Below are 26408 nucleotides of genomic sequence, written 5' to 3' on the forward strand. Positions count from 1 at the left end.
TCAAGACTCAAAATTTACGATAATTCTTTGGACATTTTCGCACCGCGACTACGTAGTAACTCTAAAGATTCTTTCTCTTCAGGTAAAGCCTGAGACCAATCTATTTGATCAAATTCACAATCAAAGAACAAATCACTGATCGAAGATAAAATGGTTTTACCTTCTTCATCTTTGGTATTCGGATCAACCTTATGATCTAAAAGCTTGTCAATTGCAGGTACACAGGCTGCGCTTGCAGCATCCCACAATGGACCATAGCACTCTTCAGCATCCCACAAATAAAAATTTGCTTTGGCATTTATTAGAGCATCCAAGATATCTAAATGTGGTTGTAAATCTTGCGCTTTTTGTTCTGCTGTTAAAGGATCACCTGCTTCATAGGCATCACAAATTTTTTCCCACCATTTAAACAATCCATCTGACCAAATTGAAACAGCTGGCCCTTTTTCAGGCTCCATAAAGTTAGGATCAAATCCATCTGCAAGCAAACGTTTGACTTGAGCAAGGTCTAAATCTTCTAAAGCCTGTATAAAGACTTGTTGTTGTGCTGATAACATGTTGATCTCACTATTCTATTCCTATACAGCATTATGACGAATATTTTTAAAATAGCTTTGAAAAATTTTAATCGTGTCGCTTTTATTTTATAAATGGCATTTATTGTTCATTTATGACAAAGAAGACAATCCCTAACTCTTTTAGAACAATAAAATTGAAGACCATAAAAAAGCCCCGAAGGGCTTTTTATCAGATCATGCTTCATCTGCATCAGCATCAGCAAGTTCTAGTTTTCCACCACGTGGATTTTCAATTTTTTCTAATACGTGCTCTAGGCTACGCTTTACGCGATCTATCGCACCGTGTAATGAAAGATCAATGTTTTTCGCTCGATGTTTTACCACGACTGGCTTCAAACCCGCTGCTTTGACCTCAATCATACACTGGATATCATCCGCCCCACCTTTGTCACCGTTCTCATCACTGATATGAACTGAAAACTGGGTAATTCGTTCGCTATGACGTTGGAATTCTTGATTTAGCTCATCGCGTACGTAAGTAATTAAACGATCACTATTTCTAATATTTTTATCTGTACGGATTTCTATATTCATAAAAAACATCCTCTTTCTAATCAAAAAACGAGTGCAAAACTTATATTTACGGCACACTTTGCGCCTGCTGTATAAGACAGCTTTTCACCTACAATAAATTGGAACCGTAACTCCTCTATTGCAAAGATGAACACTTTTAACGATCTGCAGATAGGTGTTCTTATACATTCAATATCAGGCCATATTGGAAAATATGCAAGTAGATTTTTAACTTTTTTATGAAAAGAATATGAAAAATGACATCTTGTTACGTTACTTTATAATTAAATGATTTAATTGATTTTTTAATGGCTAATTCCAACTAAAAACATCAACTATGTTTAATTCTTAAGCTTTTAATGGATATAAATTTTAAATCTTTGCTTTAAATATGCGACTCACGTTTTAAAACATTTCACCTCTTGATGTTTACATATTTATTTTCATTCCATCTAATTTTCGCTTTATTTTTATTTAAGAATCTGTATTCTTGAAGCGCTTTTCTTGGGGGAAAGGAAGAATTCATGAAACTTACACAAATTGCGGCTATCTGCGCAATCGCTTCAACTGCAACTTTGGCTCAAGCTGCGCCTGTTTGGCAAGATTTTAGTATTACTGGTCTTTATGGTGAAAACTATGAATTAACACCAGATGAGAAACAATCTACCATCACTTTTGAGTATGCTGCAAAACTTAAATACGGTGATTTCTTTGCTTTTGCTGACCGTACCAACAGTGATGGTCAGTCGGATACTTATTTTGAGGTTTCCCCACGTCTTAGCTTAGGTGCTGTTTCTGGGAAAAAACTTGAATTAGGCCCAATTAAAGACGTATTAATCGCGACCACTTGGGAAGGTGGTAAAGACATGAACAACTACCTATACGGTGTTGGTGTTGATTTAGCCATTCCTTATTTTCAATATGCGCAATTAAATTTCTACCGTGCCAATAATGAAATCCAAGAAGATGACTATCAATTGACATTTACTTATGGAATTCCATTTAAAATTGCATCTGAAGAATTTCTTGTGGACGGTTTCCTTGATTGGTCAACTGCAGAAAAAGATCAAGTCGCTCACTCAAGCGAGTTGAACTGGACGACACAATGGAAATGGAATGCGGGTAAACACATTTCTCCAGATACGCGTCTATATCTTGGTGTTGAACACTCTGTATGGCACAACAAATATGGTGTTCCAGGCAAAGACGAAAATAATGTCAGTGCTTTAATCAAGTATCATTTCTAAGACTGAGCTAAATCCATTGATCAGAAAGCAAAACTTCGGTTTTGCTTTTTTTATTGCCCTTAAAAATAATTCTTTTTAGAATACCCCTATCAATTTTCCATTGACCTGTATCCATGAATTTTCAGATCCGCCCCGCTCAAGCTTCTGACCTAACTGAGATTATGCGTATTTATAATCATGAAATTGCAACAGGTTTAGCAACATGGAACAGCCAATTAAAGACTTTCGCAGATTACCAGCAGTGGTTTCTAGAATTACAACAACAGCAATTTCCACTTTTTGTTGCTGAAGAAACAGCGACTCATGCCATTGCAGGCTATGCCGATTATGCAAGCTTTAGAGCAATCAACGGTTATCTATATACAGTTGAGCACTCTGTTTATATCGACCCAAAATTTACTCGACAAGGGCTCGGTAAACGCTTAATGCTGAAATTGATTGAACATGCTCAACAGCACAATATCCACGTTATGGTTGCTGCAATTGACCACGAAAATACTGGTTCGATTTATCTCCACCAACAACTCGGATTTAAACAAACAGGTTATATGCCACAAGTCGGACAAAAATTTGGGAAGTGGCGTGATTTGGTGTTGATGCAATTAAATTTTGATTAAAATAGAGCAGTATTTATACAGCATCCGTCGTAAAATTTTTTTGTCGCTTTTTCAAAATCTGTTGTATAACCATAAACAATATTGCTGAACTTCAGAGCGAATATCGATGAATAAAATGATAATCAGTCTATTGGCACCATTTGCATTGATACTTAATACAGCAAGCCATGCTGCTGACTACGATGAACAAAATATAAAACAGGGTTGTGCCAAACTCAGTCAATATCGTAAATTGGGACAAAAATTTTACGACCAGAGAAACTATAAAAAAGCGCTTGATCAGTTTCAAAGACAAGCATCTTGGAGTGCTTTTTGTCAGTCTGTGGGTGAAGAAGACACTGGCATTCGGGTTTCAGATAATGACATCGACATTGCCAATAATAATGTGGGTTTAACGTATAGCAAACTCAATCAACCCTTATGGGCAAGAGCGTGGTTTCAAATTAAACCCACAAAAACCAGTCAATTTAATTTAAAAAAGTTAGTAACACCAAAACCAAACAATGACTTAACAGGAGAATATGCCAGTTATGCAGGTTTTGGCGAATGGAACAATATCACCATTAAAAAACGTGATCAGAAATATCTCATTCAATTCACTGGTCTATGGATGGGTGCTCGAAGCCTAATTTATGGTCCAAATATTGGCGAGTTTGAAACAGAAATGCCTCTTCATGCCAAGAAAGCAAGCTATCATTTTGAAAATTGTCAAATTGACATTAATTTCACTTATAACACCTCTTTAGGCAATTTTATTGAAGTGGAAGAATTAAATGAACAAGCCGATTGTGGTTTTGGTATGAATGTTTCATCAACGGGCTCTTATCAGAAAGTTGAGCCTCAATAATATAGGGTTTCACCACACCTCCCTTGACTCAGGGAGGTGAACAAAATGTTTTTACGATTCTGTTATATCGCCACTAAATCACGGATCCCCTTTTCAGGCATTTCTTCACCGATGCCTTGAGCCACCACTTGTCCACGTGCCATGACGGTATAGTTATCTGCCAATTCCTCAGCAAAATCATAAAATTGCTCGACCAGTACAATCGCCATTTCGCCACCATCAGCCAATTTGCGAATCACTCGACCAATGTCTTTGATAATCGAAGGCTGAATTCCTTCGGTCGGTTCATCTAAAATCAAAACTTTCGGTTCGGAGGCTAAAGCACGTGCAATGGCTAATTGCTGTTGCTGCCCACCCGATAAATCACCGCCACGGCGATGTTTCATTTCATCTAAGACAGGAAAAATTTCATATAAGTCCTCAGGAACTTTACGGGTTTTTTCACCTGAAAATTTTGCCATGCCGATCAAAATATTTTCCTCTACTGTGAGTGTAGAAAAAATATCACGCCCTTGAGGAACATAAGCCAAACCCGCGCGTACACGCTGTTCAGGGCTCATTTTAGCAATGTCTTTGCCATCCAATAAGATTTGCCCAGACTTAATTGGTAAAATTCCCATCAAACATTTTAATAAGGTGGTTTTACCCACACCATTCCGTCCTAAAACTACGGAACACTCTCCAATCGGCGCAGTTAAAGTCACATCACGGAGAATGTGACTGCCCCCATAAAATTGATTGACGTCTTTTATTTCTAGCATATTGCTCCCCTTAACGTCCTAAATACTTTTCAATCACATCTTCATTGGCTTGTACTTCCGCCAAGGTTCCTTCTGCAAGAATGGCGCCTTGTGCCAGAACCGTAACTTTCTCACTGATGGTGTCGATAAAGCTCATATCATGCTCGACCACAATCAAGGTATGATTCTTTTTTAATTCCAAACATAACTCTGCTGTGCGTTCAGTTTCAGCATCGGTCATTCCCGCTACAGGCTCATCCAATAAGATCAGTTTAGGTCGTTGCATCAACAGCATGCCAATTTCAAGCCACTGCTTTTGTCCATGTGATAACAACCCCGCAGGCTTTTGAATAAACTCTTGTAAACGAATCTGTTGCAACGACTCATCCAAAGCCAACTGTGCATCGGGACTTAGCTTGCTAAAAAAACTTTTTTTCACGGTTTTGTCTTTTGGTGCAGCAAGGAGCAGATTTTCCATCACTGTAAAATTTTCAAATACAGTCGGTTTCTGAAACTTACGACCAATACCCGCTTCTGCAATTTGTTCAGTACTCATTTTGGCAAGATCATAGTTTTGACCAAAAAAAGCAGAACCTTCGGTAGGACGTGTTTTACCAGTGATCACATCCATCAATGTGGTTTTTCCCGCACCATTTGGCCCAATAATGCAGCGCAACTCCCCTTCTTCAATGTAAAGAGACAAATCATTTAAAGCGCGGAAAGAATCAAACCATACACTGACTTTCTCTAAGTAAAGCGCAATACCATGACTGAAATCAGCACCTTCAGCTTTAGGACGACCATAACCCTCACCGATTTGACCGCCATGTTGCGAATTTAAGCCCAAATCTGACAATAGCTCTGACATTAGTGATCCTCCTTTTTAAAGCGCTCAAGCAATCCAATCACCCCTTTAGGGAGGAAGATGGTTACAACGATAAATAATGCACCAAGGATCAATAACCATATTTCAGGATATGCAACGGTAAAATAGGTTTTAACTCCATTGATCAGACCTGCACCTAGAATTGGGCCAATCAATGTGCCACGACCACCTGCTGCAACCCAAACCGCCATTTCAATCGAATTCACAGGATTCATTTCGCTTGGGTTAATGATGCCTGCTTGTGGGACATACAAGGCACCTGCAATTCCGGCAATCACCGCTGAAAGGACCCATGCCGAGAGTTTGTACCACAAGGTACGATAGCCTAAATATTGCAACCGGTTTTCACTATCACGGATTGCCCCCAATACTCGACCATAAGGCTTATTCATTAAACTACGTAAGCCGATAAAGCTGAGTAACAACACTAAGGCCGTAAGGAAACATAATGTTGCTCGCATAGAAGCAGAGGTAATATCCATCCCAAGAATAGTTTTAAATCCAGTAAAGCCATTGTTCCCGCCAAAACCTGTTTCATTGCGGAAGAACAACAGTGCAGCAGCAAAAGTCATGGCTTGGGTGATAATCGAAAAATACACACCTTTAATTTTGGAACGAAATGCAAAGAATCCAAAGATAAAGGCAATCACGCCTGGTACCAAAATCACCAAAGCCAAAGCCCATAAGAAATGCTGGGTTCCGACCCAATACCAAGGCAGCTCAGTCCAACTGAGAAAGCGCATAAAGTCAGGTAATTGCTCGCCTGCTGACTCTCGCATCAGGTACATACCAAAAGCATAACCACCCAAAGCAAAATATAACCCATGCCCCAGACTTAGAATGCCGGCATAACCCCAGACCAGATCCAAAGCCAGTGCAACCAAGGCGAGACACATGATTTTACCAATCAAAGTCACCCAATATGCTGAGAGGTGTAAGGCTGAATCTTGTGGTAACACATGAAACCACGGCAGAATCAGCATCACAGCGAAACATACAGCAATGGCGATTGCACTATAGGGTTTATCTGAAAGTAATGATGTGATTTTCATAGGCTTACTCCACAAAACGACCTTTGATAGCGAATAAACCTTGTGGGCGTTTTTGAATAAACAGAATCACAAGAACCAAGAGAATAATTTTGGCGAGCACTGCGCCCATACCAATTTCGAGAATTGTTCCACTCACACCTAAACCTAATGCGGCAAGCACAGCACCCCAAACCTGACCAACGCCACCCACTACAACCACAAGGAAAGCATCAATAATATAGTTTTGTCCTAAGTCAGGTCCGACATTGCCGACTTGTGCCAAGGCACAGCCTGCCAGCCCTGCAAGCCCTGAACCCAATCCAAAGGCCATCATATCGATTCGGGCAGAACGGATACCGACAGCACGTGCCATCTGACGGTTTTGCGTGACTGCACGGACGAATAGACCAAATCGGGTTTTATTGAGCAGGTAAACCAGTAAAAGTAATACAGCGATGGTGAAGACGATGATCGCGATACGGTTATACGGCAGCATCAAACTAGGTGTAAGCGAAATCCCGCCTGACAGCCATGAAATATTTGATACTTCAACATTCTGCGCACCAAAAATCATCCGGACCAATTGCATCAAAATAAGGCTGACACCAAAGGTCGCCAACAGGGTTTCTAACTGACGGCCATACAACGGGCGAATCACGGTTCGTTCTATCAACATGCCAATCAAAGCACTGACTAAAAATGCTGCTGGAATTGCTGCAATCAGGTACCAATCCACATAAGCACCCAAATGGATTTTAAAGAAACTTTGCACCACATAAGTGGTATAAGCACCGATCATGATCAACTCGCCATGCGCCATATTGATCACACCGAGTAAGCCATAAGTAATCGCAAGTCCTAATGCTGCGAGCAATAAAATACTTGCGGTACTGAGGCCTGAAAAAACATGTCCTGTCCATTCACTGGCTTGAATGCGGGTTTTAATACTACTTTGCGCACTGACCAATGCAGCCTTTAATTCTGGATTTAAATTTGGCTGTGTTAGCGCTTGTTCGATGATCGCCAAAACATCAGGACGACTAGAATCTTTTAGTGTTTTAACCGCCTGAATTTTGGTAAGCGTATCTGGACTATTAAAATCAATTCGTGCTTTTAACTGGGCTAAACGTGCCTTCACTTTATTATTTTTTTCATTGAGATAAAGTTGGTTGATGACCTTGATATCCAGTTCATCTAAATTATTCTCCAAGATATCAATCGCAGCCAATCGCTGTGATGCGTCTGGGGACTGTAACTTGATCTTCGCCTGACCAAAGCTCAAGGCTTTATGCAAAGTGTTGACCAGCGTCACTTGATTTAAATCACCTGGCCAATCAGTAATTGCCTGTTCATCTGGATAACTGAACAGTTTATCGCCAGCTTTCATGATGTAGGTATTGCCCGAACTGTCGGTATAAAGCTCGTCGTTTTCGACATAGGCCACCAGCTTATCAAGCTCGTCTATACTTGCTGGCCATTGATTCAGCATCGCTCGACGCTTTGCAAAATCTGCACGTACAAATTTTTGAATGACATCATCATGACTTGCCGTTGGCTGAGCGGATGACGATTGCACACTATGCACAGATTCAGCAAAAATCTGTTGAATAAGAAATAATTGAGAGATCGTAAAAAAAAGTGCTGCAAGTTTCAGTCTAAGTGACATGTGCAACTCCCCCTATTTTTGTTTAAATACAATGACCTTTAAAGTTGAGTCATCAGTTAAGCCCACTATGCATATAGCGGGCTTTTGGGGTCGTAAAGTCTTTATTTAGGAATGTACGGGCTCCATGGTTCCGCTTTGATCGGTTGCGGGCTCTTGTAAACCACATCAAATTGCCCATCACCACGAATTTGTCCAATCATCACTGGCTTATGTAAGTGATGATTAGTAGCATCCATACTTAAGGTATAGCCTGACGGAGCTTTAAAACTTTGACCCGCCATCGCTTCACGGACTTTGTCCACATCCGTTGTTCCCGCTTTTTCAACGGCTTGTTTCCACATATTGATGCCAACATAGGTGGCTTCCATTGGGTCATTGGTCACCAATTTACTGGCATTGGGTAGCTTATATTCCACTGCATATTGCTTCATCTTATTGACGAATTCGGTATTCACTGGATTTTTCACAGACATGAAGTAGTTCCAAGATGCCAAATGCCCGACCAGTGGTTTGGTGTCGATCCCGCGTAATTCTTCTTCACCGACTGAAAAAGCCATCACAGGAATATCCGAAGCTTTTATGCCTTGGTTACCCAATTCACGATAGAACGGTACGTTAGAATCGCCATTGATGGTGGAAATAACCGCAGTCTTTTTACCTGCGGCGAATTTCTTAATATTGCCGACGATGGTTTGATAATTACTGTGTCCAAATGGTGTGTATTCTTCCATGATGTCTGCATCGGCAACACCTTTAGACTTTAAGAATGCACGTAAAATTTTGTTGGTGGTTCGCGGGTAGACGTAGTCAGTACCTAATAAGACAAAACGTTGTGCCTTACCTCCCTCTTCACCCATCAAGTATTCAACAGCAGGAATCGCTTGTTGGTTAGGTGCTGCGCCTGTATAAAAAATATTTTTAGACTGTTCTTGGCCTTCGTATTGCACTGGATAGAACAACAGACCATTGAGCTCCTCTACAACTGGTAACACTGATTTACGAGAAACTGAAGTCCAGCAGCCAAAAATGACAGCGACTTTGTCCTGAGTTATTAACTGGCGGGCTTTTTCAGCAAATAATGGCCAGTCTGATGCAGGATCGACGACAACGGGCTCAAGCTTTTTCCCCATCACCCCACCTTTGGCATTAATTTCATTGATTGCCATCAGTGCCGTATCTTTAAGCGACGTTTCAGAGATTGCCATGGTTCCAGACAATGAATGCAAGATGCCTACTTTAATTGTGTCACCGCCTGTAGCAGTTGCCGATTTATTTTCTGCTGCGGGTTTCGCTTCCGTTTTATCTGCGGGTTTTGAGCAAGCCGTCAGCGCAATGCTCCCCATCATTGCCACAGCGAGAAGTGTTTTTGAAAACATTTTTTGTTGGAACATCATCTTTTTCTCTCCAAACCTTTTGGTGCATTTTTGAATGCGCGATTTTGCTTTTACCTGACAGGCTTAATTCAATTTTTATGCCAAGTGGAGAATTTGTGATTTTATCGTTGAATATTTTTCCTGATAAAAAATAATAAAATCAAAATATTAACTGCTATTATTTTTATATAAGGTGAAGATACATTAATAGGCATTAAATGCCTTTCCATCACTGGATATAGCCAGCACTTAGCAAGTGAAAATGCGAGATTAAAAGCCACACTGGTCAAATTAAGTGCGATTTTTTTTGTTTAAAATGAGCGATGAGAGTGCAAAAAATTTACCCAAAATTAAATTTTTAGGGCTTTCGGGATAAATTCTGCTTTAAAGCACCAAACGCTTTTGGCAGGATGATCCAATCCCTAAGATGGATGGAGCAGAAGTAAAAGAATAGGAGAAAAAATAGAAAGGCAATACAAAAATAATTTGTATTACGATCAATATAATTCTGTTTGCATCAATGCGATATTTAAGAGGTACCAAAAAAAATGATGCACTGGGGCATCATTTTTTAAATATGCATAAGTTCAGCAATCAAACACTCAAATCAGCTAAATTACCTTTTTGCTCTAACCAGTCTTTACGATCACCTGACCTTTTTTTGGCAAGTAATTTATCCAGTAAGCCTGTTGTGTGATGCGTGTCATCCAAATCCAACTGCACTAAACGGCGTGTATTTGGATCTAAGGTGGTTTCACGCAATTGACTGGCGTTCATTTCACCCAAACCTTTAAATCGAGTAATTTGCGGGTTTTTAGATTTAACTCTCTTTAAGATAGCTTCTAACTCTTCGTTATCAAGCGCGTAATAAACATCTTTGGCATCATCGATACGAAACAGTGGTGGCATTGCAACATATAGGTGCCCAGCATCGACCATTGCAGGGAAATGCTTGACGAAGAGTGCACAAAGCAAGGTCGCGATATGTAAACCATCTGAATCGGCATCGGCAAGGATACAAATTTTGCCATAACGTAATTCGGAAAGATCATCACTGCCCGGATCTACACCGATCGCAATCGCAATATTATGCACTTCTTGAGAGGCCAACACCTCGTCAGAAGACACTTCCCAAGTATTTAAAATTTTCCCACGAATCGGCATGATCGCTTGGAAGTTTTTATCACGGGCTTGTTTTGCGGAACCACCGGCAGAGTCACCTTCGACGATAAACAGTTCAGATTCTTCAAGGGTATGACCCACACAATCTGATAGTTTTCCGGGCAAGGTAGGACCGGCAACAATCTTTTTACGTTCAACTTTTTTGGCTGCTTTTAAACGGCGACCCGCTTTCGCAATCACAATCTCAGCCAATTGCATGGCCACTTCAGAGTTTTGATTTAACCAGAGTGCAAAAGCATCTTTGGCAATATTTAAAACAATGTTGGATGCTTCTCGGCTTGAAAGACGTTCTTTGGTTTGCCCTGAGAATTGTGGCTCTTGGAATTTAAGCGACAGAATATAATTGACCCCGTCCCAAACATCTTCAGCAGATAATTTCAGATTACGTGGCAACAAGTTACGTAACTCACAAAACTCACGCATCGCATCGGTAACACCTGAGCGTAACCCGTTTACATGGGTTCCCCCTTGTGCCGTTGGGATCAAATTCACATAACTTTCCTGAATTTGTTCGCCACCCTCAGCATTCCAGCAAATTGCAAACTCAGCGCTGGCGCGTTCAGCTTCACCCGTTGCAACAAAGGCAGGATCTGGAATGATTTCACGATCTTGTAATTCATCCATCAAATAGTCGACGAGACCATTTTCAAACTGCCATTCAATTTTTTCGTCATTAATCTGGTCAATATAATTAATTTGTAGACCAGCAGCCAATACTGCTTTGGCTTTGAGATTATGTTTTAACGCTTTTAAAGCAAATTTAGGTGAGTCAAAATATTTCGCTTCTGGCCAAAAATGTACTGTTGTCCCCGTAGCACGTTTTGGCGCTTTGCCTTCTAAAACCTCTAAAGGCGCAACAGGTTCACCATGTTCAAACGCCATTTTATAAAGATTGCCGTGGCGTTGAACTTCAACCTCAACACGATCAGACAAGGCATTGACCACGGAAATCCCTACACCATGCAAACCGCCCGAAAACTGATAGTTATCGGTGCTAAATTTACCGCCTGCATGTAGTTTCGTTAGGATAATTTCAATCCCGCTTTGTCCGTATTCAGGGTGAATATCGACTGGCATACCACGCCCATTGTCTTCGACCGACAACGAACCATCTTTATATACTGTGACAGTAATTTTATTGGCATGTCCTGCAAGTGCCTCATCGACAGCATTATCAATTACTTCTTGCGCCAAATGGTTTGGCCGAGTGGTATCGGTATACATACCTGGACGGCGACGTACAGGATCTAGACCAGATAATACTTCAAGTGATTGGGCCGTATATTGAGACACGTTGAGTTTTTTCCTTTTATTTTACGGAGTATGATAAAAATTCCAGAATCATGGGTATTTTATCTGCAAAATCTTCCATCGCATGATTACCATGCATTTCTGTCATGATCAATGATGTGTGTGGAGCTGCACTATAATACCGTTCAGCGTCACGATAATCTAAAACTTCATCACCTTGTTGCAATAAGACCAATATTTTGTCTGCATCTTGTACAAATGGCACGGCAATCGCTTCCAAGTAGTCAAGTTGTAAACGATCTAAAGTCCATTGTTCATTGATCTTATAGGGAATCAGTTCAATTCCAAATAGGTTACTGAACAATTGCCATGGTCGCATAGCTGGATTAATTAAAACAGCAGGCACACCATATTTTGCGACCAATTGTGTCGCATAAAAGCCACCAAAGCTACTCCCCACCAGTGCAACATCAGGCAATTTTTCAATGAGCACTGAAATTTGATCTAAAACCAGTTGCGGATGTTGGTTTAAATCAGGCAAATGTACACTATGCGATGAATAGCATCGACAATAATCATCTAGTTGTTGCCCTTTTATTGATAAAGGACTACTTTTAAAACCATGTAAATAAATAATATTCATTGAAAATAGTTTGCTTTTTTACCACCAATGTTTTAATTTTTAATGTGATTCAAATCACATTATTGTTTTAATTTGTATATGTCGGGATATTGTCCGACAAAAAACTAAAACTTAATCGCAATTATCGGTATTTTAAATAGCGTTCAGGATGAACAAGATAAGATGATTGCCTAGGGATTTATACATTGATCTACAGCAAAAATAAAGTCTTTGTTCCAGATCAATATGGATGAGGAAATAACAATGCCAAGCTTAACCCCTTTACACGAAACCTATTGTAAGTGGGATCGTTCGCCTCCAAGTCAGGCCGACGTATTAGAAGGTTTAGCGCAGTTAGTCAGCACGCCACTCAGTGGCATGGTTCAAGACTTCATCCAGTCGATTCAACGTGAAATGTTGCTGAGTATTTTTGGCTTAAGTAAACAAAAAGCCAAACGATTTCAATCCCGTCCAATTGTCGATAAATTCTATCAATTTGGTTATCACGCATTGCAAAATTATGGTAGCCACCTGATTGCCCCAATTTTACGTAAAACCATTGAACGTTTCCCAAATTTACATGATAAGCCATTGACCTCTCACATGACTTTTTTGGTCAGTGTTCTAAATGGGGTATTGGGTGATTATTTATTGGCAACCCATAATCCGCTCGCACTGTCACCTGTGCTCTATGATCATTATGGTTCATTACAGCAAGGTGATTTGGCTGGCCGTGTGGTGATTTTCTCTCACGGTTTATGTATGAATTATCAAGACTGGACCAATCGTAATAATGGCGGTATTGGTGAGAAACTCTTGGCGCAACGTGATCACAACACCATGTTGTATTTTCACTACAATACTGGACGCAGAATTTCAGCCAATGGACGTTCATTGGCAAATCTTTTAGAAGATTTAATCAAACGTAACCCTCGCATTACCAGTATTGATTTAATTGGCCACAGTATGGGTGGCTTGGTTTCTCGCAGTGCGCTGTTCTATGGCAAACAAAACATGCATCAGTGGTTCCACATGGTTGAGAATCTGGTTTGTATTGGTTCTCCGCATCATGGTGCGTTATTAGAGCGTTTTGGATTTGCCATGCAAGAGAAAGTGGGTAATTTCCCGATTGTTAAAATGATCAGCCATATCGTCAATATCCGCAGTAATGGCATCTTAGACTTGCGTTATGGAAGTGTCCGAGATGATGACTGGGAGCATAACAATGCTCGTATTGGTTTGATGGATGACAACCGTAAACCAGCTCCGCTACCGTCGCATATCAATACCTTTTTAATTGCAGGTACCTTGGAGTTTGAAAACCGCAAAAACCGCACCTTAAAAGTGATTGGCGACTATCTGGTCAGTGTTAAAAGCGCCTTGGGTGAACACCCAAACCCACGTTTCCAGTTGAAATTACCTGAATCGCATAAAGCTGTGTTTTATGGCTTAAACCATCTTGAGATTCAATATCATCCTTTGGTTTCGGAACAAATTGCCAAATGGTTTTATCCGCACCATGATGAATTGGCAGAAGAACAAATTCGCAAATATTTGATTAAATTAGAAAGTATGCAAGGGATTGTTGAGACCTAATTGTAAAAAAAAAGCTGATCTTCAATCAGCCTTTTTTGCTATTTCACTTCAATTTGATAAGACTTGTTCTGCTGAGGATCAATCATGTCACCATATTCATCAAAGTTTGATTTTTCTGCACATTGGGTATCGATCAATAAGCGTTGATTTTTTACAATAAAACCTTGTTTTAATTCACAAGTCCAAGCTTTATTATAAAATTTTTGGCTAAGCTTTTTGCCTGTCAAATCAAATTGCGTCACCTCAATCAGCGACTGAGCAAGCGTTCTTGCTGGATGGCTCTGCGACACAGACAATACGTAGTATCTGCCACCATGTAATTGACAGTCTTCGATTCGACTTGAAAAATAATCTGGATTGACAATAAATTTTTTAAATGGCTGAGCACCCAATTTGATATAGGAAACATCGGCTGGAATGGTGTCATCAAATTCAGATTTAAACTGACAAGACACATCTTTACTGACCACTTTGCGGGCTGGTTTTGCAGAGACTTGTGCTGTAGCCAAACAGACCAGTATGCCGATCCCGGCTAAATTTATTATATGTTTCATGATTTTGCTTGATTTATAAATAATTGAAGTTTATATGAAAAAGAGCCAGTTTAGACTGGCTCTTAATGTTTTTAAATTAGTACTTTCTAAACAACTGCCATAGACTGATCAATGCCAATACACTGAAAAACAGTAATGACCAAACAGGTAAAGACTGTCCTAAGAAAGTCCAATCGACCATGGCACATTCGCCAGAACCTTTAAGCACATTTTCAAACACAGCCTTTAAAGGCAAAGTGTTGACCCAATAGTCCAGACCGGGACCACAACTCGGGACCTGATCTTTGGGTAGGTTCTGTAGCCACACATGACGAGCAGCAACACCAACTGACCAAGAAATCGCAGCTAAACCCAAAACGCTATAAATGCGTTTAAATACATTTGTTTTTGGGTTATGCAAAAAGGCAATCAATGAAATTAGCCCTAGACCAATCAATCCAATACGTTGAAATACACATAGTGGACATGGCTCAAGCCCTTGTACATGCTCTAAATAGAGCGCAAATGACATACCAATCACACTTGCCAAAAATAAAAGACCACTTACGAAGCGATAACTACGCCATTGCATGGAACTTCCTCATTATCTAATCAATGCTTTATCTAAATTTACTCAGATAATCCTCGAAACTTATACTTGTATTTTGTTCAAGTTGCTGTTGTTCTGCGAGAGATGTTCGAGTAAGTCCCTCAAAATACGCTAAAGTTTCCGGACTTAATACATGTTGTTCGTAACTTTGGATATGTTGATTGGCCATATAGCCACCAAAATTCCATGTACCACCTTGCTCTACAGTATCGGCAATCACATGCGCTGATAGTGTTTCGTCCACATCATCAATACGTGTTTGCATCACCATCAATGCTTGACGATATAAATCTGTTGCATAGGATTGGTTGAGTAGATCTGCAAGTGGTTGCATGGCGGTGATATGCTGTTGAATCCACTCAAGTAATGGATATTCAACACCCGCTTCAATGATTTTCGCATTTGGCGCACGACCACGATTGACCACTTCAGCCTGATTTTGCTCAATAATATCTTGTTCTTCATCCCATAAATCTGGGCTTTCTTTAAGCAAGCAATACAACGCAACCACTTCCAAGAAGCCTGCTGTATCCTCATCGATGCCAATCGCACTGTATGGATTTACATCTACCGCGCGTAATTCAACATAGCCAATCCCACGATTTGACAAGGCCTGAGAAGGCGTTTCCCCTGCTTGTGGCACTTGTTTTGGACGGACTAAGCTGTAGTATTCATTTTCAATTTGTAAGACGTGATCATTAATTTGAATCGGCTGACCATTGGCATCGTTTAAACCTAAATGACTAAACTGCGCATAAGGTGAATTGACCGCTTTTTGTAATTCAGCCACATAACTTTCTAAATTGTTGTAATGAATACCCAATTGTTTTTGTGCAGAATTTTGATAACCAAAACGCCCCATGCGCAATGCTGTGGCATAAGGTAGAAATAATGTGCCTTTGATTAAAGGCAACAACTGATGTTCACGGCCTGTCATAAAACATTTACAGACTGAAGGGCTGGCACCTACCAAATACATCACGAGAGGAGTTAAACGAATAAAGTTACGGATCAACCCAAGATAACGATGACTGCGATAGTCTTGCAGGCTTAAGGCTTTAAGCGCTTCATTGCTTTCATGTTGTTGTAATTGTTCAAATAACGCATCTGGGAAAGACACATTATAGTGCACACCCGAAATCGTCTGCATACGGCGCCCATAACGAATGCCTAGGCCATGACGGTATAAGGTTTTAAATTGACCAATATTGGATGTGCCATATTGCGCCAAACGGATATTTTCTTCTTTGTCATCCAGCATACATGGCATGGACAAAGTCCACAGCTTTTCACCATTTTCTAAATGACGATGCACAACAGCATGTACATCGGTTAAAAAGCTTAATGCTTCAGGAATGCTTTCTTTGGGAGGTGTAATAAACTCCATCAAAGCTTCTGAATAATCTGTGGTGATATGCGGATGTGTTAGGGCTGAGCCTAAAGACTGAGGATGATCAGCCTGTGATAAAAAGCCATTACTTTGCATACGCAGGCTTTCACGTTCGATGCCACGTAACATGCCTCTGAATAAGGTAGAATCCACCCAATTTGGTACTAAAGATTGGGAAATCGTTTCGGGTTGACTCATACTTACTCGCTTATCTTAAAGAATTTTTTAAAATAAAATGTTTTGATGCGCGCAGTATAACGTTATTTATCGATATACACGTATAAGCATCGTTGTTTTAAATGAATTATTCACTTTATTTCGGAAAAGTTTTTAACACAAACTACCTCTACAAGACATCTAAAATTTGTGATTTTATAGAAAAATTACCACTAAAGAATTGTAACTACTATGAATTATCAAGAAATTATCGATTTTTGGTTTAGTGAAGAAACTCAACCATTTTGGTTCGCAAAAAGTGACGCATTCGATCAAACTTTGCACCAAAGATTTGCACATACCTTGGATCAAGCCAAACATTGTGAGCTATGGACTTGGCGTGCCACAGCAGAAGGTCGCTTGGCTGAAATTATTGTTTTAGATCAATTCTCGCGTAATTTGTATCGAGATCATGCTGAATCTTTTGCACAAGATGCCTTGGCACTTGCGCTAGCACAAGAAGCAATTCAGCTGAATTTAGATCAACAATTAAGCCCCGAACAGCGTTCATTCCTGTATATGCCATTTATGCATAGTGAATCAAAAATTATCCATATCCAAGCTTTACAACTTTTTGAAGAGCTGGGCAATCCACTCAATTTAGATTTTGAGAAAAAGCATAAAGTGATTATTGATCGTTTTGGGCGTTATCCTCACCGTAATCAAATTTTAGGGCGAAGCTCAACGGCAGAAGAAATTGAATTTTTAAAACAGCCGAATAGTCATTTTTAATCCTATTTATTTTTATCTAAACAGCTTATGCAGAAACATTTTGCATAAGCTGTTTGACCAGCGCATCAAAGCATGCTGATCCATCAGAAACAACAAGCGTTAGAAAACATAGCTGTGTTTAATAATGGTATTTTCAATCATTTCTGCATGTATGGACTTTAACTGCTGTTCATGCGAGTCAAAACTTGGAAATAGCGGTATGCCCTTTCCAAGAAGAACAGGCATGATAAAAACTTCTAAAGTATTGAGCAGCTTCTGTTCAATAAAGGTATTCTGCAATTGTGTTCCACCGACAATCCAGACATTGCCGTTATAATTCTGTTTAAGGTGCTCAACAAGTTCATCCACAGCTAAGTTCCAGCGCGAAAGCGAGGCATGAGTTAAAGCTAAATCAGGATTAGAAGTGACGATAAATCCTTTCTGGTTTGGATAAGGCCACGCCTCAGCAAAAGAACAAATCACTTCATAGGTTTTACGCCCCATAATCACAATATCGATATCTTGGATAAAATCATCATATCCACAGTCAATACTTTGAAATGGTGCTAAAAAGGCTACAGAACCATCTGGTGTTGCGATATAGCCATCTGCGCTTGTTGCAATATAACCTTTGATTTGAATACTCATTTAACCCTCTCTCAACAGCCTTCACTCTTAACAGTCTTTATTTTTTATCATGGATCAAATACGCATAATACCGTGCTTATTGTTTAAATTTTACGTGAACAGTCATTTATCTTGCTGGGTATCATCCTGAATTAACAAAATTCTTCTTGAAATTCATTGTCAGTCCATCAATTTAGAACAATATACTGAGGATTATAAATTCATCAAATTCCATCCAGAAGAATGGAAAGGAGAGACACATGAACAAAGTACTCATTGGTCTAACTATTGCAGCGGCGCTCACCATCACAGGTTGTGCGACAACACCAAGCAAACCACGTACCTTTGACCAACTTGGGCAATACACTACGGTTCCACTTAACGATCATAGCTATCGCATCAGCTTCCAAGGCAATAGCAATATGAGTTTTGGGACAGCTGAAGAAATTAATCTTGTTAAAGCCGCACAAACCACGCTTTTAAATGGATTTACGTACTTCAAGGTTTTAGATGACCCAAGTAATCGCACTCAGCAACCGCCTCGTAAAGCGGTAGTTTACCCATCATCAAACTACTATCCATATGGCTGGGGCTATCGTCGTCATCCAGTGTTCTGGAATGACCCATTTTATGATATGCCACAAGTGGTGACCATTGACCCTGTGCAAATTTCCTATACGATAGAATGTTATAAAGATAAAAAATCATCACCGAATGATGCATTTGACGCTCGTCTGATTTTGCAATCTTTAGGACAAAAATATGGTGTTAGTCCGACAGGACAAGTACTGCAACCACAGCCTGATGCGGTAACATCAACGAAATAAAAATGCAGAAATCGATTTAGGAAAATGAATGAGCGGAATTGAACAAAGTGAAGTTCTCAATGAAATTCCAAACTTAGATCGAAGCAAACGCTTTGCGACCATCGCCTTGGTGGTGGCTGTTGTCGCATGGTTTGCTTTGATCATTTCCGCCAAACTGATGCCTGAGTATGCTTGGTTTATTCATATTCTCATGCTGGGTGCTGAAGCTGGCGTGGTCGGTGGCTTAGCCGATTGGTATGCGATTACCGTGTTGTTTCGTAATCCCTTTGGGAAAATTCCCATTCCTAAATTCCTCAAAGATCACACCGAAATCATTCCACGTAATAAAGCACGTATTGCGGAATCGATGGGTAAATTTGTCCAAGAAAATTTTCTCTCCCCACAAATTGTTGAACGTAGTTTAAAAAGTATTGATCTTAGTTTTGCTGTGGGTCAATGGCTGGCCAATCCTAAAAATAACGGTCAAGTGGTGGATGTGATTCAGCAAACGGTTCCAAAAATTTTCGAATTTGTCGGGCAAGACCAAATTGGACGCTTTATTCAAAACAACAGTGTGCAATGGGTTCGAAATACTCGAATGAACCAATTGGCAAGTGAAATGCTGCGTGCAGTTTTAGAAAATGATTTCCATCAAGATGTATTACAACGTGGACTGGATATTGCCCATGAATGGATGATGACCCATCCTGAAAAAACCCGTGAAATCACTCAAACCATGTTTAAAGAGCTTGGTGTTTCACGCCTTGCCAAAGGTGCCAGCTGGATTGGGATTGATGTTGAGCAACGGACCATTGATTCAGTGATTGAAAAAGTGGAATCCATGCTTGCTGATCAGGAGCATCCTATTCGTCAAAAAATTGAAGAAGCTGCACATGAACTTATGCTGCAATTGGCAGATAACAACAGTCATGCCAGCATAAGCTTAAATGAAACCAAGAATGCCCTTTTAGACAGTGAACCGGTACTCAACTTTATTACTGGTGCTGTGGTGATTTTATGTGATGCGGTTAAATCTGACTTACTTAAAGCAGACTCGGGTATTGCCATGAATTTACGTATCGCCATTCAACAGCTTGGTGAAAACTTGATGCAAAATCAGTCTGTACGAGAATTGCTGAATGATCGAATCAGCGGAATTGCCATCAATTTAAGTGACCAATATAGTGAGAAAGTGATTAAGTTTATTAGTCAACGTATCCATGAATGGGACTCTACCGAAATGATCGCCAAGATTGAAAATGAGGTAGGCGGTGATTTACATATGATTCGTGTTAATGGTGTTGTGGTGGGCGCATTTATTGGTCTAAGTTTAGGTGTGATTCGTGCTGTGATTGATTTTGCGATTTAAGAATATAAAAAATGGGAGTCTAGCTCCCATTTTTTAGCACTGCACTTTTATCAATTTAAATGCTGTATCAATCAATCGCATAATTGATGGTCACCACAACCCGCGCAATTTTATTAATGGTGGCTTTGTCGTAAGCACCACCATAATCGCTATCATCATCAGAACCACTTTCAGGTAAAATATAAAACGCACCCTGACTTGCAGAACGCATTGCACCGACTTTTACCCCACCAACTTTTGCAAACTCATTGGCACGGCTATGCGCATTTTTAGTTGCATTGGCGATCAATGACATTTTTATTTCTTCTAGATTCGACACCAAATACTGCGGTTTTTGCTCGATGGAGATGCCTTTTTCATCTAATAAATACGCATCTTTTGCGGCTTTCTCAATCTTTTGAATATCACGACTATTTATCACTAGCGATTGCATCGCAGTATAGCCTCTAAACTCGCGGGTAAATTTTCCCTCACCTTGATTCACTTCTTCATAATAGGGTTGAGAGCTTTTATTACCCAGTTTCATTTCTGTTGCTTTAAATCCATGCTCAATAAAGAAATCTTGTAGTGCTTTTATTTCTTGATCCAACAATTGATAGGCGGCTGAAACACTGTCTGAAGCACGACTGGTTTGCAGATGAATTTCCCAGCGCGCTAGATCTGCTTGTATGGGTTTTTCAGCCAACCCTTTGACCACTATTGAATTTTTTTCACCATTAAACTGCTTAAGTGCATAGCCCATGACACTTGCTGAGATAATGAATCCTAAACTTAGAATGAGTGCAAAGACCCATAAAGTTTTATATGTGATTGATTTATTTTCCATTATTTTAGTATCGCTAAAATTATTATAAATAAGTTATAGTAAGGATCCTACAACAAGTCAACCCACTTTGCCCCTATAAACAATATTGCTTTATGGTTTGCATTGCTGATAAAGATTAATAACGCCTTATAAAAATCAAAATAATTCATCTAATCATTATATGAAATTTACATGATCTGATTCAGCGCTTAAAATCACTGCTAAAGTGCGTTTAAGCCATCTAAAATTGCTCTGAAACGCATGAATGAAATTTCAGTTTTGACCTTATGGCCTTAAACTTGTGGGCTTAAAAATGAAAAATTTAGCATTCATCTTATCGGTAATTTTACTTCTCACTATTTTGTAGTTCTATTTAGTTAATCTTACGCATCATACTCGGCGATATACCATAATGTTTTCTAAATTCACGTGAGAATTTCGACATATCATCAAATCCACATTGATAGGCAATTTGATTAATTTTATGCGTATGTTCATTGGTCTGTATCAACATCTTCTTGGCTAATTGCAGACGACTTTGCATCACATAACGGCCAAATGTGGTTTCGTTCTGTTGAAAAAGTTTACTGATATATCGCGAACTAATACGAAGATCTTGAGCAATATCATGAATACTCAGCCCACTATTGTTTAAGTGCTCCAGAATTAAATGCTTGACCTGTACGAGCATGCTGTGGCTACTTGATCGAGGCGTTTTGTCTTTGATCTGATCAAGAACCACATAACGGAGTAAATCAAAAAATTTATGCAGTACCACCTGCTGAAGTTCTGTTGAAGCCTGCTCAGGGAACCAAAATAAATCATGTGCGTAATTTAATAATAAAATTTTCAGTGGATGCCCATCACCAAAAGCATGACCGCACAACTGGTCAGGTCGCCCAAAATACTGTTGAAATTGTTCACGAGGGAACATGAGAACCAGTTGATTGAATTGTCCATTCAAATACAAATCATACGGCTGCTGGGTATCATGAAAAATAAATTGCCCTTTGCTGAGGCATTGTTCACGACCATGATACTGAACACCCATTTGGCCTTCTATCAGGAAGATAAATAAAATCTCATCATGATGACTATGTCTAATATTGGAGGCATGCCGTTCAACATGTTGACCATAGCCTTTGATTTCAACCAGTTGAATATTGCCTATATGTTTTGCAGACAAAGCACCAAAAAAGCCATCCTGTACAGAAACATTACAGGTCAATGGTACAAATACTTGACTAATCGCATCCTGCCAATAGTCACGTTGCAGCTTATTTTTGACACGCCTTGTGTCATAGTTAAACATCATTGTCTCTCTTATTTTTAGACGCTTATACAATAAAGCTAATCCGTTTAGCATAATTTGTAAACCTTCAACTCAACGTCTCCTAACTTTGAGATCAAGCAAAATTTATCTCTTTTACATTTGGAATCATTTTTTGGATTTTTAGTTCCGTATAGATCTATGTTTTGTGCCTGCTCAGCATACCCCCTGATCAATCTTTGGCTTTATAACCAAAAGTGCAATATTGCTTAGTTATTGAGAAAGGATTACTCATGAAAACTTCAATTAAAGTCGCTTGTGTACAAGCGGTTCCTGCATTTCTCGACTTACAAGGAAGCATAGACAAAACCATCAAAATTATTGCCGAAGCAGCAGAAAAAGGGGTTGAACTTATCGCCTTTCCAGAGACTTGGATTCCTGGCTATCCATGGTTTTTATGGTTAGATTCTCCCGCTGCGAATATGCCTTGGGTATATCAATACCATCTCAACTCACTTGAACTTAACAGCGACCAAGCCAAACAAATTGCGGATGCTGCAAAAAAACATAATATGCATGTGGTTTTAGGCTTGAGTGAGCGTGATCATGGCAGTCTGTATATTTCCCAATGGATTATTGATCATCATGGGGAAACCATCGCTGTTCGTCGAAAATTAAAAGCCACTCATGTAGAGCGGACTTTATTTGGTGAAGGTGATGGTAGTTCTCTGCAAGTCTATGACACTGCACTTGGTCGCATTGGGGCGCTGTGCTGCTGGGAACATTTACAACCCTTAAATCGTTATGCAATGTATTCGCAGCACGAACAAATCCATACCGCAGCATGGCCTAGTTTTAGCTTATATACGGATATGACTGCCGCACTCGGCGCAGAAGTTAACAATGCGGCTTCACGTCTGTATGCAGCTGAAGGACAATGTTTTGTGCTTGCATCTTGTGCGATGGTTTCTCAGGAAATGATTGACGCTTTATGTACCGATGACACAAAGAAACAGTTACTAAAAACTGGTGGTGGCGCATCACGAATTTATGGCCCTGATGGTGGTGATCTTGTCACTCCACTTGCCGAAGATGAAGAAGGTCTGTTAATCGCTGACATTGATCTTAATCATATTATTTTTGCCAAAAATGCAGCAGATCCTGTAGGGCATTATTCTCGTCCAGATGTTTTTCAGTTGGTATTTAATGCTCAACATAAACCCAACGTGATTTATTCAGCACCCACCGTACGTTCCACTGTCGAACCAACAAATGTTGATGTGACAGCAGAATTGGAGGTTGAAGGAGAATAAATGAGGATTTGCTATTTTTGGTTGTGAAGGCGAACTCAATCTTGGTTAATTTTTAATTAAAGGAAGGTTCTATAAGGGCCTTTCTTTAATAGAGGCTCTTATGTGAAATGTTTTATGTAATTAAAATCTCAAGCCTCGAATTTTTTCATGCTATGCACTTCTATTAATTTCTTCTTTTCATTCATAGATATATTTTTTAATTTTAAAATATCTTTATTTAATAGCTTATCTGTTTCTAACAACTCTTCAAATGCCATAGATTCTAGGGTCGCAATTGTATCAGGCTCTAATTGAGTTTGTTTCAAATATCTTGCTTAGGAAGAAAAATTCCACGAATACATTGGGGGTTGATAATCGAAATTTGTATATGACTATGTTGTTTAAACCCAGCATTAGGATAAAGATCTTTTCCTTCCCAAAATGCAGCTCTTACAGAATCAAATGGTTCATCTTCTTTTTCAGCCATTTGAATTGCATATAAAATCACAGCACAATCCAGCTCTCTTTTTTTAAAGTCTATATCAGTAGGTGTCCAAGCAGTATTTTTAGGTATTTCTTTACCTTCGGCTTTTAACTCTTCCACCATAAATGTATATGCGTCACTCACATAATCTAGCCAGTATTGATCAAGAAGATCTAGACAGTGTCCTAGATCTATAGTGGCACCGATAGCAAAAGGCTTCTTTACACTAGTATCTTTTCTTTTACTTTGTTGTTCTGCCCACATTTGAGCACGTGCGAGACTATTCTCCCAAAAATAAATGCCATGACCTAACCAATCATAGTCATTTTCACTAGGCAGTAATTCATCATCCCCAAGAATTATTCGCTTACCTACTGATTCATCTAAGCCGTGAAAACCTAGAACTAAATTAGAACGACGACTATACATTTAATTATTTAGTTCTAACCTGATCACTGTTACTAGATGATTTAGCGAAGAATTGGTCATTAAAGTTACCGTTTGCATCAAGAATTTTTGCATCTTTTAAAAATGTCAATCTAGCTTGATGATCGCTCTTACGGGCTTCAAAAGAACGACGAGCCTTTTCTCTTAAGCTTAGGACTTGATTTTGCATAATATTCTCCTATTGTCCTAGTCATTATAACAAAAATCGATCTATTCCTAGATTAAAAATTATATGGCTATATTTTGTTTACATAAAGTATCTTATATATGTGAGGCCAAAACGTATCCTCAATTATCAATATAATACGAGCTATAAAGCCCAAATACCAACTCAACTTCCCCCATATATTGTGTAACTAAAAATTACGCCCATCGAAAACCTAACTTCATCTATCTTGAACACCCATCGTCTCCCCTAACCAATAGATTACTTAATCCTATTCAGCTCCTTAAAACGACCTGCTAAACTGCCACACACACATTTATAAAATCAGTCTGGTCATGATCGAAATCCACTCCAAACTCCCTGCTCAAGGCGTCACCATTTTCAGCATCATGACCGCAATGGCACATCGTCTTAACGCCCTTAACTTGTCACAAGGTTTTCCTGACTTCGATGCACCGCCTGCGTTGCTACAAGCACTGAGCCAAGCCACATTAGACGGTTTTAACCAATACGCAGCTGGTGATGGTCTATTAGCGCTGCGAGAACAACTGGCGCAATTATTTTTAAATCGTGATCAATTACAACTTGATCCAGTCACAGAAATCACCATCACCCCGGGGGCAACGATCGGGATTTTTAGCGTAATACAAGCCATCATCCATCAAGACGATGAAGTGATTATTTTTGATCCAAGCTATGACAGTTATGCTCCGAGCGTACAATTGGTCGGTGGTAAAGCCATTCATATCCCACTCAATGCGCCTGAATTTTCTGTAGATTGGAATCAAGTTAAATCTGCGATTACAGATAAAACCCGTATGGTGATTGTAAATACGCCACACAATCCAACTGGGGCGATTTGGTCTAAACAAGACTGGCTAAATTTAATTGAACTGATTCAAGATAAAAATATTATTGTGCTTTCAGACGAAGTCTATGAGCATCTAATTTTTGACGGCGAAAAACATTATTCGGCATTGTCATTTCCAGAGCTCAGAGAGCGTAGTTTTGTAGTCGGTTCTTTTGGTAAAACCTTTCATGTAACGGGTTGGAAAACAGGTTATTGCATTGCGACACCAGAGCTCATGAAAGTATTTCGTCAAATTTATCAATTTGCCAACTTCTGTGGGGTAACCCCCGTGCAAATGGCACTTGCCAATTTTATGCAACAGCACCCTGAACATATTGATGGCTTATCAAGCTTCTATCAGCAAAAGCGTGACCTGTTTATTTCAGGTATTGCGGACTCAAAATTCAGTTTAATTCCCTCTCAAGGCACATTCTTTCAAAATGTTGACTACAGCCAAATTCGCCCAGATTTAAATGATGTAGAGATGTGTAAATTCTTAGCGGAAAAACATAAAATTGTGGCGATTCCAGTTTCTGTTTTTTATAAGCAAGCTCCTGAAAACTTACGTTTAGTACGTTTTTGTTTTGCCAAAAAGGAACAAACTTTAATTCAGGCATGTGAAATTTTAAATCAAATTTAATCCCAACCCATACAGATCATTTCTGTAAAACTAAAGCCTGAGT

Annotated in this window: 27 protein-coding genes; 9 read left to right on the forward strand and 18 right to left on the reverse strand. The window is 39.5% G+C overall.

Going from position 1 to position 26408, the window contains the following annotated elements; genetic code table 11:
• Positions 1-14 precede the first annotated feature (14 nt).
• Entirely contained in the window at positions 15-557 is a 543-nt protein-coding gene (locus tag PYV58_RS21470; protein WP_034611217.1) for an ankyrin repeat domain-containing protein, read from the reverse strand.
• A gap of 195 nt (positions 558-752) precedes the next feature.
• A complete protein-coding gene (locus PYV58_RS21475; RefSeq protein WP_034611213.1) occupies positions 753-1112 on the reverse strand; it encodes an HPF/RaiA family ribosome-associated protein in 360 nt (119 codons plus the stop codon).
• A gap of 503 nt (positions 1113-1615) precedes the next feature.
• Here PYV58_RS21475 and PYV58_RS21480 point away from each other — a divergent pair.
• The 3 genes from PYV58_RS21480 (at position 1616) to PYV58_RS21490 (ending at position 3802) form a co-directional block, all read left to right on the forward strand.
• Positions 1616-2338: an outer membrane protein OmpK gene (locus PYV58_RS21480; protein WP_004718652.1), complete on the forward strand. Its 723-nt coding sequence runs from the start codon at positions 1616-1618 to the stop codon at positions 2336-2338.
• Positions 2339-2451: 113 nt separating this feature from the next.
• Positions 2452-2955 carry a GNAT family N-acetyltransferase gene (locus tag PYV58_RS21485; RefSeq protein WP_034611209.1) on the forward strand — a complete coding sequence of 168 codons (504 nt, stop codon included), beginning with the start codon at positions 2452-2454 and terminating at the stop codon, positions 2953-2955.
• Between the two features lie 106 nt (positions 2956-3061).
• Positions 3062-3802, forward strand: a complete 741-nt coding sequence (locus tag PYV58_RS21490) for a hypothetical protein (protein WP_034611205.1) — start codon at positions 3062-3064, stop codon at positions 3800-3802.
• A 62-nt stretch (positions 3803-3864) separates the two neighbouring features.
• Here the strand turns inward: PYV58_RS21490 and urtE are convergent, their stop codons facing one another.
• The 7 genes from urtE to PYV58_RS21525 form a co-directional block, all read right to left on the reverse strand.
• Entirely contained in the window at positions 3865-4563 is a 699-nt protein-coding gene (gene urtE / locus PYV58_RS21495; protein WP_034611201.1) for an urea ABC transporter ATP-binding subunit UrtE, read from the reverse strand.
• A gap of 10 nt (positions 4564-4573) precedes the next feature.
• Positions 4574-5398 (reverse strand): urea ABC transporter ATP-binding protein UrtD, encoded by an 825-nt coding sequence (urtD, locus tag PYV58_RS21500; RefSeq protein WP_171077748.1) that lies wholly within the window; start codon positions 5396-5398, stop codon positions 4574-4576.
• Positions 5399-5409: 11 nt separating this feature from the next.
• The gene (gene urtC, locus PYV58_RS21505) at positions 5410-6480 is read right to left on the reverse strand and encodes an urea ABC transporter permease subunit UrtC (RefSeq protein ID WP_004718664.1); all 1071 of its coding nucleotides are present in this window, start codon (positions 6478-6480) and stop codon (positions 5410-5412) included.
• Positions 6481-6484: 4 nt separating this feature from the next.
• Positions 6485-8125 (reverse strand): urea ABC transporter permease subunit UrtB, encoded by a 1641-nt coding sequence (urtB, locus tag PYV58_RS21510; protein ID WP_034611193.1) that lies wholly within the window; start codon positions 8123-8125, stop codon positions 6485-6487.
• Positions 8126-8226: 101 nt separating this feature from the next.
• Positions 8227-9516: an urea ABC transporter substrate-binding protein gene (gene urtA, locus PYV58_RS21515; protein ID WP_034611328.1), complete on the reverse strand. Its 1290-nt coding sequence runs from the start codon at positions 9514-9516 to the stop codon at positions 8227-8229.
• A gap of 576 nt (positions 9517-10092) precedes the next feature.
• Positions 10093-11973, reverse strand: coding sequence for a DNA topoisomerase IV subunit B (gene parE / locus PYV58_RS21520; protein ID WP_004718669.1), 1881 nt, complete (start codon positions 11971-11973; stop codon positions 10093-10095).
• Positions 11974-11989: 16 nt separating this feature from the next.
• Positions 11990-12574: a YqiA/YcfP family alpha/beta fold hydrolase gene (locus PYV58_RS21525; RefSeq protein WP_034611188.1), complete on the reverse strand. Its 585-nt coding sequence runs from the start codon at positions 12572-12574 to the stop codon at positions 11990-11992.
• 243 nt (positions 12575-12817) lie between these two features.
• Here PYV58_RS21525 and PYV58_RS21530 point away from each other — a divergent pair, with 243 nt between their 5' ends.
• A complete protein-coding gene (locus PYV58_RS21530) occupies positions 12818-14149 on the forward strand; it encodes an alpha/beta hydrolase (protein ID WP_004818342.1) in 1332 nt (443 codons plus the stop codon).
• A gap of 38 nt (positions 14150-14187) precedes the next feature.
• Here the strand turns inward: PYV58_RS21530 and PYV58_RS21535 are convergent, their stop codons facing one another.
• The 3 genes from PYV58_RS21535 to gshA form a co-directional block, all read right to left on the reverse strand.
• Positions 14188-14703 carry a hypothetical protein gene (locus PYV58_RS21535; RefSeq protein ID WP_034611183.1) on the reverse strand — a complete coding sequence of 172 codons (516 nt, stop codon included), beginning with the start codon at positions 14701-14703 and terminating at the stop codon, positions 14188-14190.
• Between the two features lie 76 nt (positions 14704-14779).
• Positions 14780-15274 (reverse strand): disulfide bond formation protein B, encoded by a 495-nt coding sequence (locus PYV58_RS21540; protein WP_004818338.1) that lies wholly within the window; start codon positions 15272-15274, stop codon positions 14780-14782.
• A gap of 28 nt (positions 15275-15302) precedes the next feature.
• Positions 15303-16880: a glutamate--cysteine ligase gene (gene gshA / locus PYV58_RS21545; RefSeq protein WP_034611179.1), complete on the reverse strand. Its 1578-nt coding sequence runs from the start codon at positions 16878-16880 to the stop codon at positions 15303-15305.
• Between the two features lie 210 nt (positions 16881-17090).
• Between gshA and PYV58_RS21550 the strand changes: the two genes are divergently transcribed.
• Entirely contained in the window at positions 17091-17630 is a 540-nt protein-coding gene (locus PYV58_RS21550) for a DUF924 family protein (RefSeq protein ID WP_004718682.1), read from the forward strand.
• Between the two features lie 99 nt (positions 17631-17729).
• Here PYV58_RS21550 and PYV58_RS21555 read toward each other — a convergent pair whose 3' ends face one another.
• Positions 17730-18257, reverse strand: coding sequence for a dihydrofolate reductase family protein (locus tag PYV58_RS21555; protein ID WP_004718685.1), 528 nt, complete (start codon positions 18255-18257; stop codon positions 17730-17732).
• Positions 18258-18496: 239 nt separating this feature from the next.
• Here PYV58_RS21555 and PYV58_RS21560 point away from each other — a divergent pair, with 239 nt between their 5' ends.
• Together PYV58_RS21560 and PYV58_RS21565 are read left to right on the forward strand one after the other, a co-directional pair.
• Positions 18497-19063: a hypothetical protein gene (locus PYV58_RS21560; protein ID WP_004718687.1), complete on the forward strand. Its 567-nt coding sequence runs from the start codon at positions 18497-18499 to the stop codon at positions 19061-19063.
• 28 nt (positions 19064-19091) lie between these two features.
• Positions 19092-20411 (forward strand): DUF445 domain-containing protein, encoded by a 1320-nt coding sequence (locus tag PYV58_RS21565; RefSeq protein ID WP_004718689.1) that lies wholly within the window; start codon positions 19092-19094, stop codon positions 20409-20411.
• Positions 20412-20478: 67 nt separating this feature from the next.
• On the opposite strand, the gene PYV58_RS21570 is transcribed toward PYV58_RS21565, so the two are convergent.
• Positions 20479-21237 carry an SIMPL domain-containing protein gene (locus PYV58_RS21570; protein WP_034611176.1) on the reverse strand — a complete coding sequence of 253 codons (759 nt, stop codon included), beginning with the start codon at positions 21235-21237 and terminating at the stop codon, positions 20479-20481.
• Positions 21238-21589: 352 nt separating this feature from the next.
• Positions 21590-22531, reverse strand: a complete 942-nt coding sequence (locus tag PYV58_RS21575; protein ID WP_034611173.1) for a helix-turn-helix domain-containing protein — start codon at positions 22529-22531, stop codon at positions 21590-21592.
• 248 nt (positions 22532-22779) lie between these two features.
• On the opposite strand from PYV58_RS21575, the gene PYV58_RS21580 reads away from it, so the two are divergent.
• Positions 22780-23799, forward strand: a complete 1020-nt coding sequence (locus PYV58_RS21580) for a carbon-nitrogen hydrolase family protein (RefSeq protein ID WP_034611170.1) — start codon at positions 22780-22782, stop codon at positions 23797-23799.
• A gap of 128 nt (positions 23800-23927) precedes the next feature.
• On the opposite strand, the gene PYV58_RS21585 is transcribed toward PYV58_RS21580, so the two are convergent.
• From PYV58_RS21585 to PYV58_RS21595, 3 genes are read right to left on the reverse strand one after another with little or no spacing between them, the layout of a single operon-like run.
• Positions 23928-24104, reverse strand: a complete 177-nt coding sequence (locus PYV58_RS21585) for a hypothetical protein (RefSeq protein WP_155768672.1) — start codon at positions 24102-24104, stop codon at positions 23928-23930.
• Entirely contained in the window at positions 24101-24691 is a 591-nt protein-coding gene (locus PYV58_RS21590; protein ID WP_004818329.1) for a hypothetical protein, read from the reverse strand. The genes PYV58_RS21585 and PYV58_RS21590 overlap by 4 nt, the downstream gene beginning before the upstream one ends.
• A 4-nt stretch (positions 24692-24695) precedes the next feature.
• Positions 24696-24878, reverse strand: a complete 183-nt coding sequence (locus tag PYV58_RS21595) for a hypothetical protein (RefSeq protein WP_004818327.1) — start codon at positions 24876-24878, stop codon at positions 24696-24698.
• 332 nt (positions 24879-25210) lie between these two features.
• Here PYV58_RS21595 and PYV58_RS21600 point away from each other — a divergent pair, with 332 nt between their 5' ends.
• Complete coding sequence (locus tag PYV58_RS21600; RefSeq protein WP_034611166.1) at positions 25211-26365, forward strand: methionine aminotransferase; 1155 nt, start codon at positions 25211-25213, stop codon at positions 26363-26365.
• Positions 26366-26408: the final 43 nt, after the last annotated feature.

Source organism: Acinetobacter sp. TAC-1, assembly GCF_029025845.1.
GTDB classification, from domain to species: Bacteria; Pseudomonadota; Gammaproteobacteria; order Pseudomonadales; family Moraxellaceae; genus Acinetobacter; species Acinetobacter guillouiae.

Bases quoted from the DNA above. Each gene is read 5' to 3' on its own strand.
- PYV58_RS21470 (WP_034611217.1), bottom strand. From the start codon at position 557: ATGTTATCAGCACAACAACAAGTCTTTATACAGGCTTTAGAAGATTTA.
- PYV58_RS21475 (WP_034611213.1), bottom strand. From the start codon at position 1,112: ATGAATATAGAAATCCGTACAGATAAAAATATTAGAAATAGTGATCGT.
- PYV58_RS21480 (WP_004718652.1), top strand. From the start codon at position 1,616: ATGAAACTTACACAAATTGCGGCTATCTGCGCAATCGCTTCAACTGCA.
- PYV58_RS21485 (WP_034611209.1), top strand. From the start codon at position 2,452: ATGAATTTTCAGATCCGCCCCGCTCAAGCTTCTGACCTAACTGAGATT.
- PYV58_RS21490 (WP_034611205.1), top strand. From the start codon at position 3,062: ATGAATAAAATGATAATCAGTCTATTGGCACCATTTGCATTGATACTT.
- urtE (WP_034611201.1), bottom strand. From the start codon at position 4,563: ATGCTAGAAATAAAAGACGTCAATCAATTTTATGGGGGCAGTCACATT.
- urtC (WP_004718664.1), bottom strand. From the start codon at position 6,480: ATGAAAATCACATCATTACTTTCAGATAAACCCTATAGTGCAATCGCC.
- urtB (WP_034611193.1), bottom strand. From the start codon at position 8,125: ATGTCACTTAGACTGAAACTTGCAGCACTTTTTTTTACGATCTCTCAA.
- urtA (WP_034611328.1), bottom strand. From the start codon at position 9,516: ATGTTCCAACAAAAAATGTTTTCAAAAACACTTCTCGCTGTGGCAATG.
- PYV58_RS21525 (WP_034611188.1), bottom strand. From the start codon at position 12,574: ATGAATATTATTTATTTACATGGTTTTAAAAGTAGTCCTTTATCAATA.
- PYV58_RS21530 (WP_004818342.1), top strand. From the start codon at position 12,818: ATGCCAAGCTTAACCCCTTTACACGAAACCTATTGTAAGTGGGATCGT.
- PYV58_RS21535 (WP_034611183.1), bottom strand. From the start codon at position 14,703: ATGAAACATATAATAAATTTAGCCGGGATCGGCATACTGGTCTGTTTG.
- PYV58_RS21540 (WP_004818338.1), bottom strand. From the start codon at position 15,274: ATGCAATGGCGTAGTTATCGCTTCGTAAGTGGTCTTTTATTTTTGGCA.
- gshA (WP_034611179.1), bottom strand. From the start codon at position 16,880: ATGAGTCAACCCGAAACGATTTCCCAATCTTTAGTACCAAATTGGGTG.
- PYV58_RS21550 (WP_004718682.1), top strand. From the start codon at position 17,091: ATGAATTATCAAGAAATTATCGATTTTTGGTTTAGTGAAGAAACTCAA.
- PYV58_RS21555 (WP_004718685.1), bottom strand. From the start codon at position 18,257: ATGAGTATTCAAATCAAAGGTTATATTGCAACAAGCGCAGATGGCTAT.
- PYV58_RS21560 (WP_004718687.1), top strand. From the start codon at position 18,497: ATGAACAAAGTACTCATTGGTCTAACTATTGCAGCGGCGCTCACCATC.
- PYV58_RS21565 (WP_004718689.1), top strand. From the start codon at position 19,092: ATGAGCGGAATTGAACAAAGTGAAGTTCTCAATGAAATTCCAAACTTA.
- PYV58_RS21570 (WP_034611176.1), bottom strand. From the start codon at position 21,237: ATGGAAAATAAATCAATCACATATAAAACTTTATGGGTCTTTGCACTC.
- PYV58_RS21575 (WP_034611173.1), bottom strand. From the start codon at position 22,531: ATGATGTTTAACTATGACACAAGGCGTGTCAAAAATAAGCTGCAACGT.
- PYV58_RS21580 (WP_034611170.1), top strand. From the start codon at position 22,780: ATGAAAACTTCAATTAAAGTCGCTTGTGTACAAGCGGTTCCTGCATTT.
- PYV58_RS21590 (WP_004818329.1), bottom strand. From the start codon at position 24,691: ATGTATAGTCGTCGTTCTAATTTAGTTCTAGGTTTTCACGGCTTAGAT.
- PYV58_RS21595 (WP_004818327.1), bottom strand. From the start codon at position 24,878: ATGCAAAATCAAGTCCTAAGCTTAAGAGAAAAGGCTCGTCGTTCTTTT.
- PYV58_RS21600 (WP_034611166.1), top strand. From the start codon at position 25,211: ATGATCGAAATCCACTCCAAACTCCCTGCTCAAGGCGTCACCATTTTC.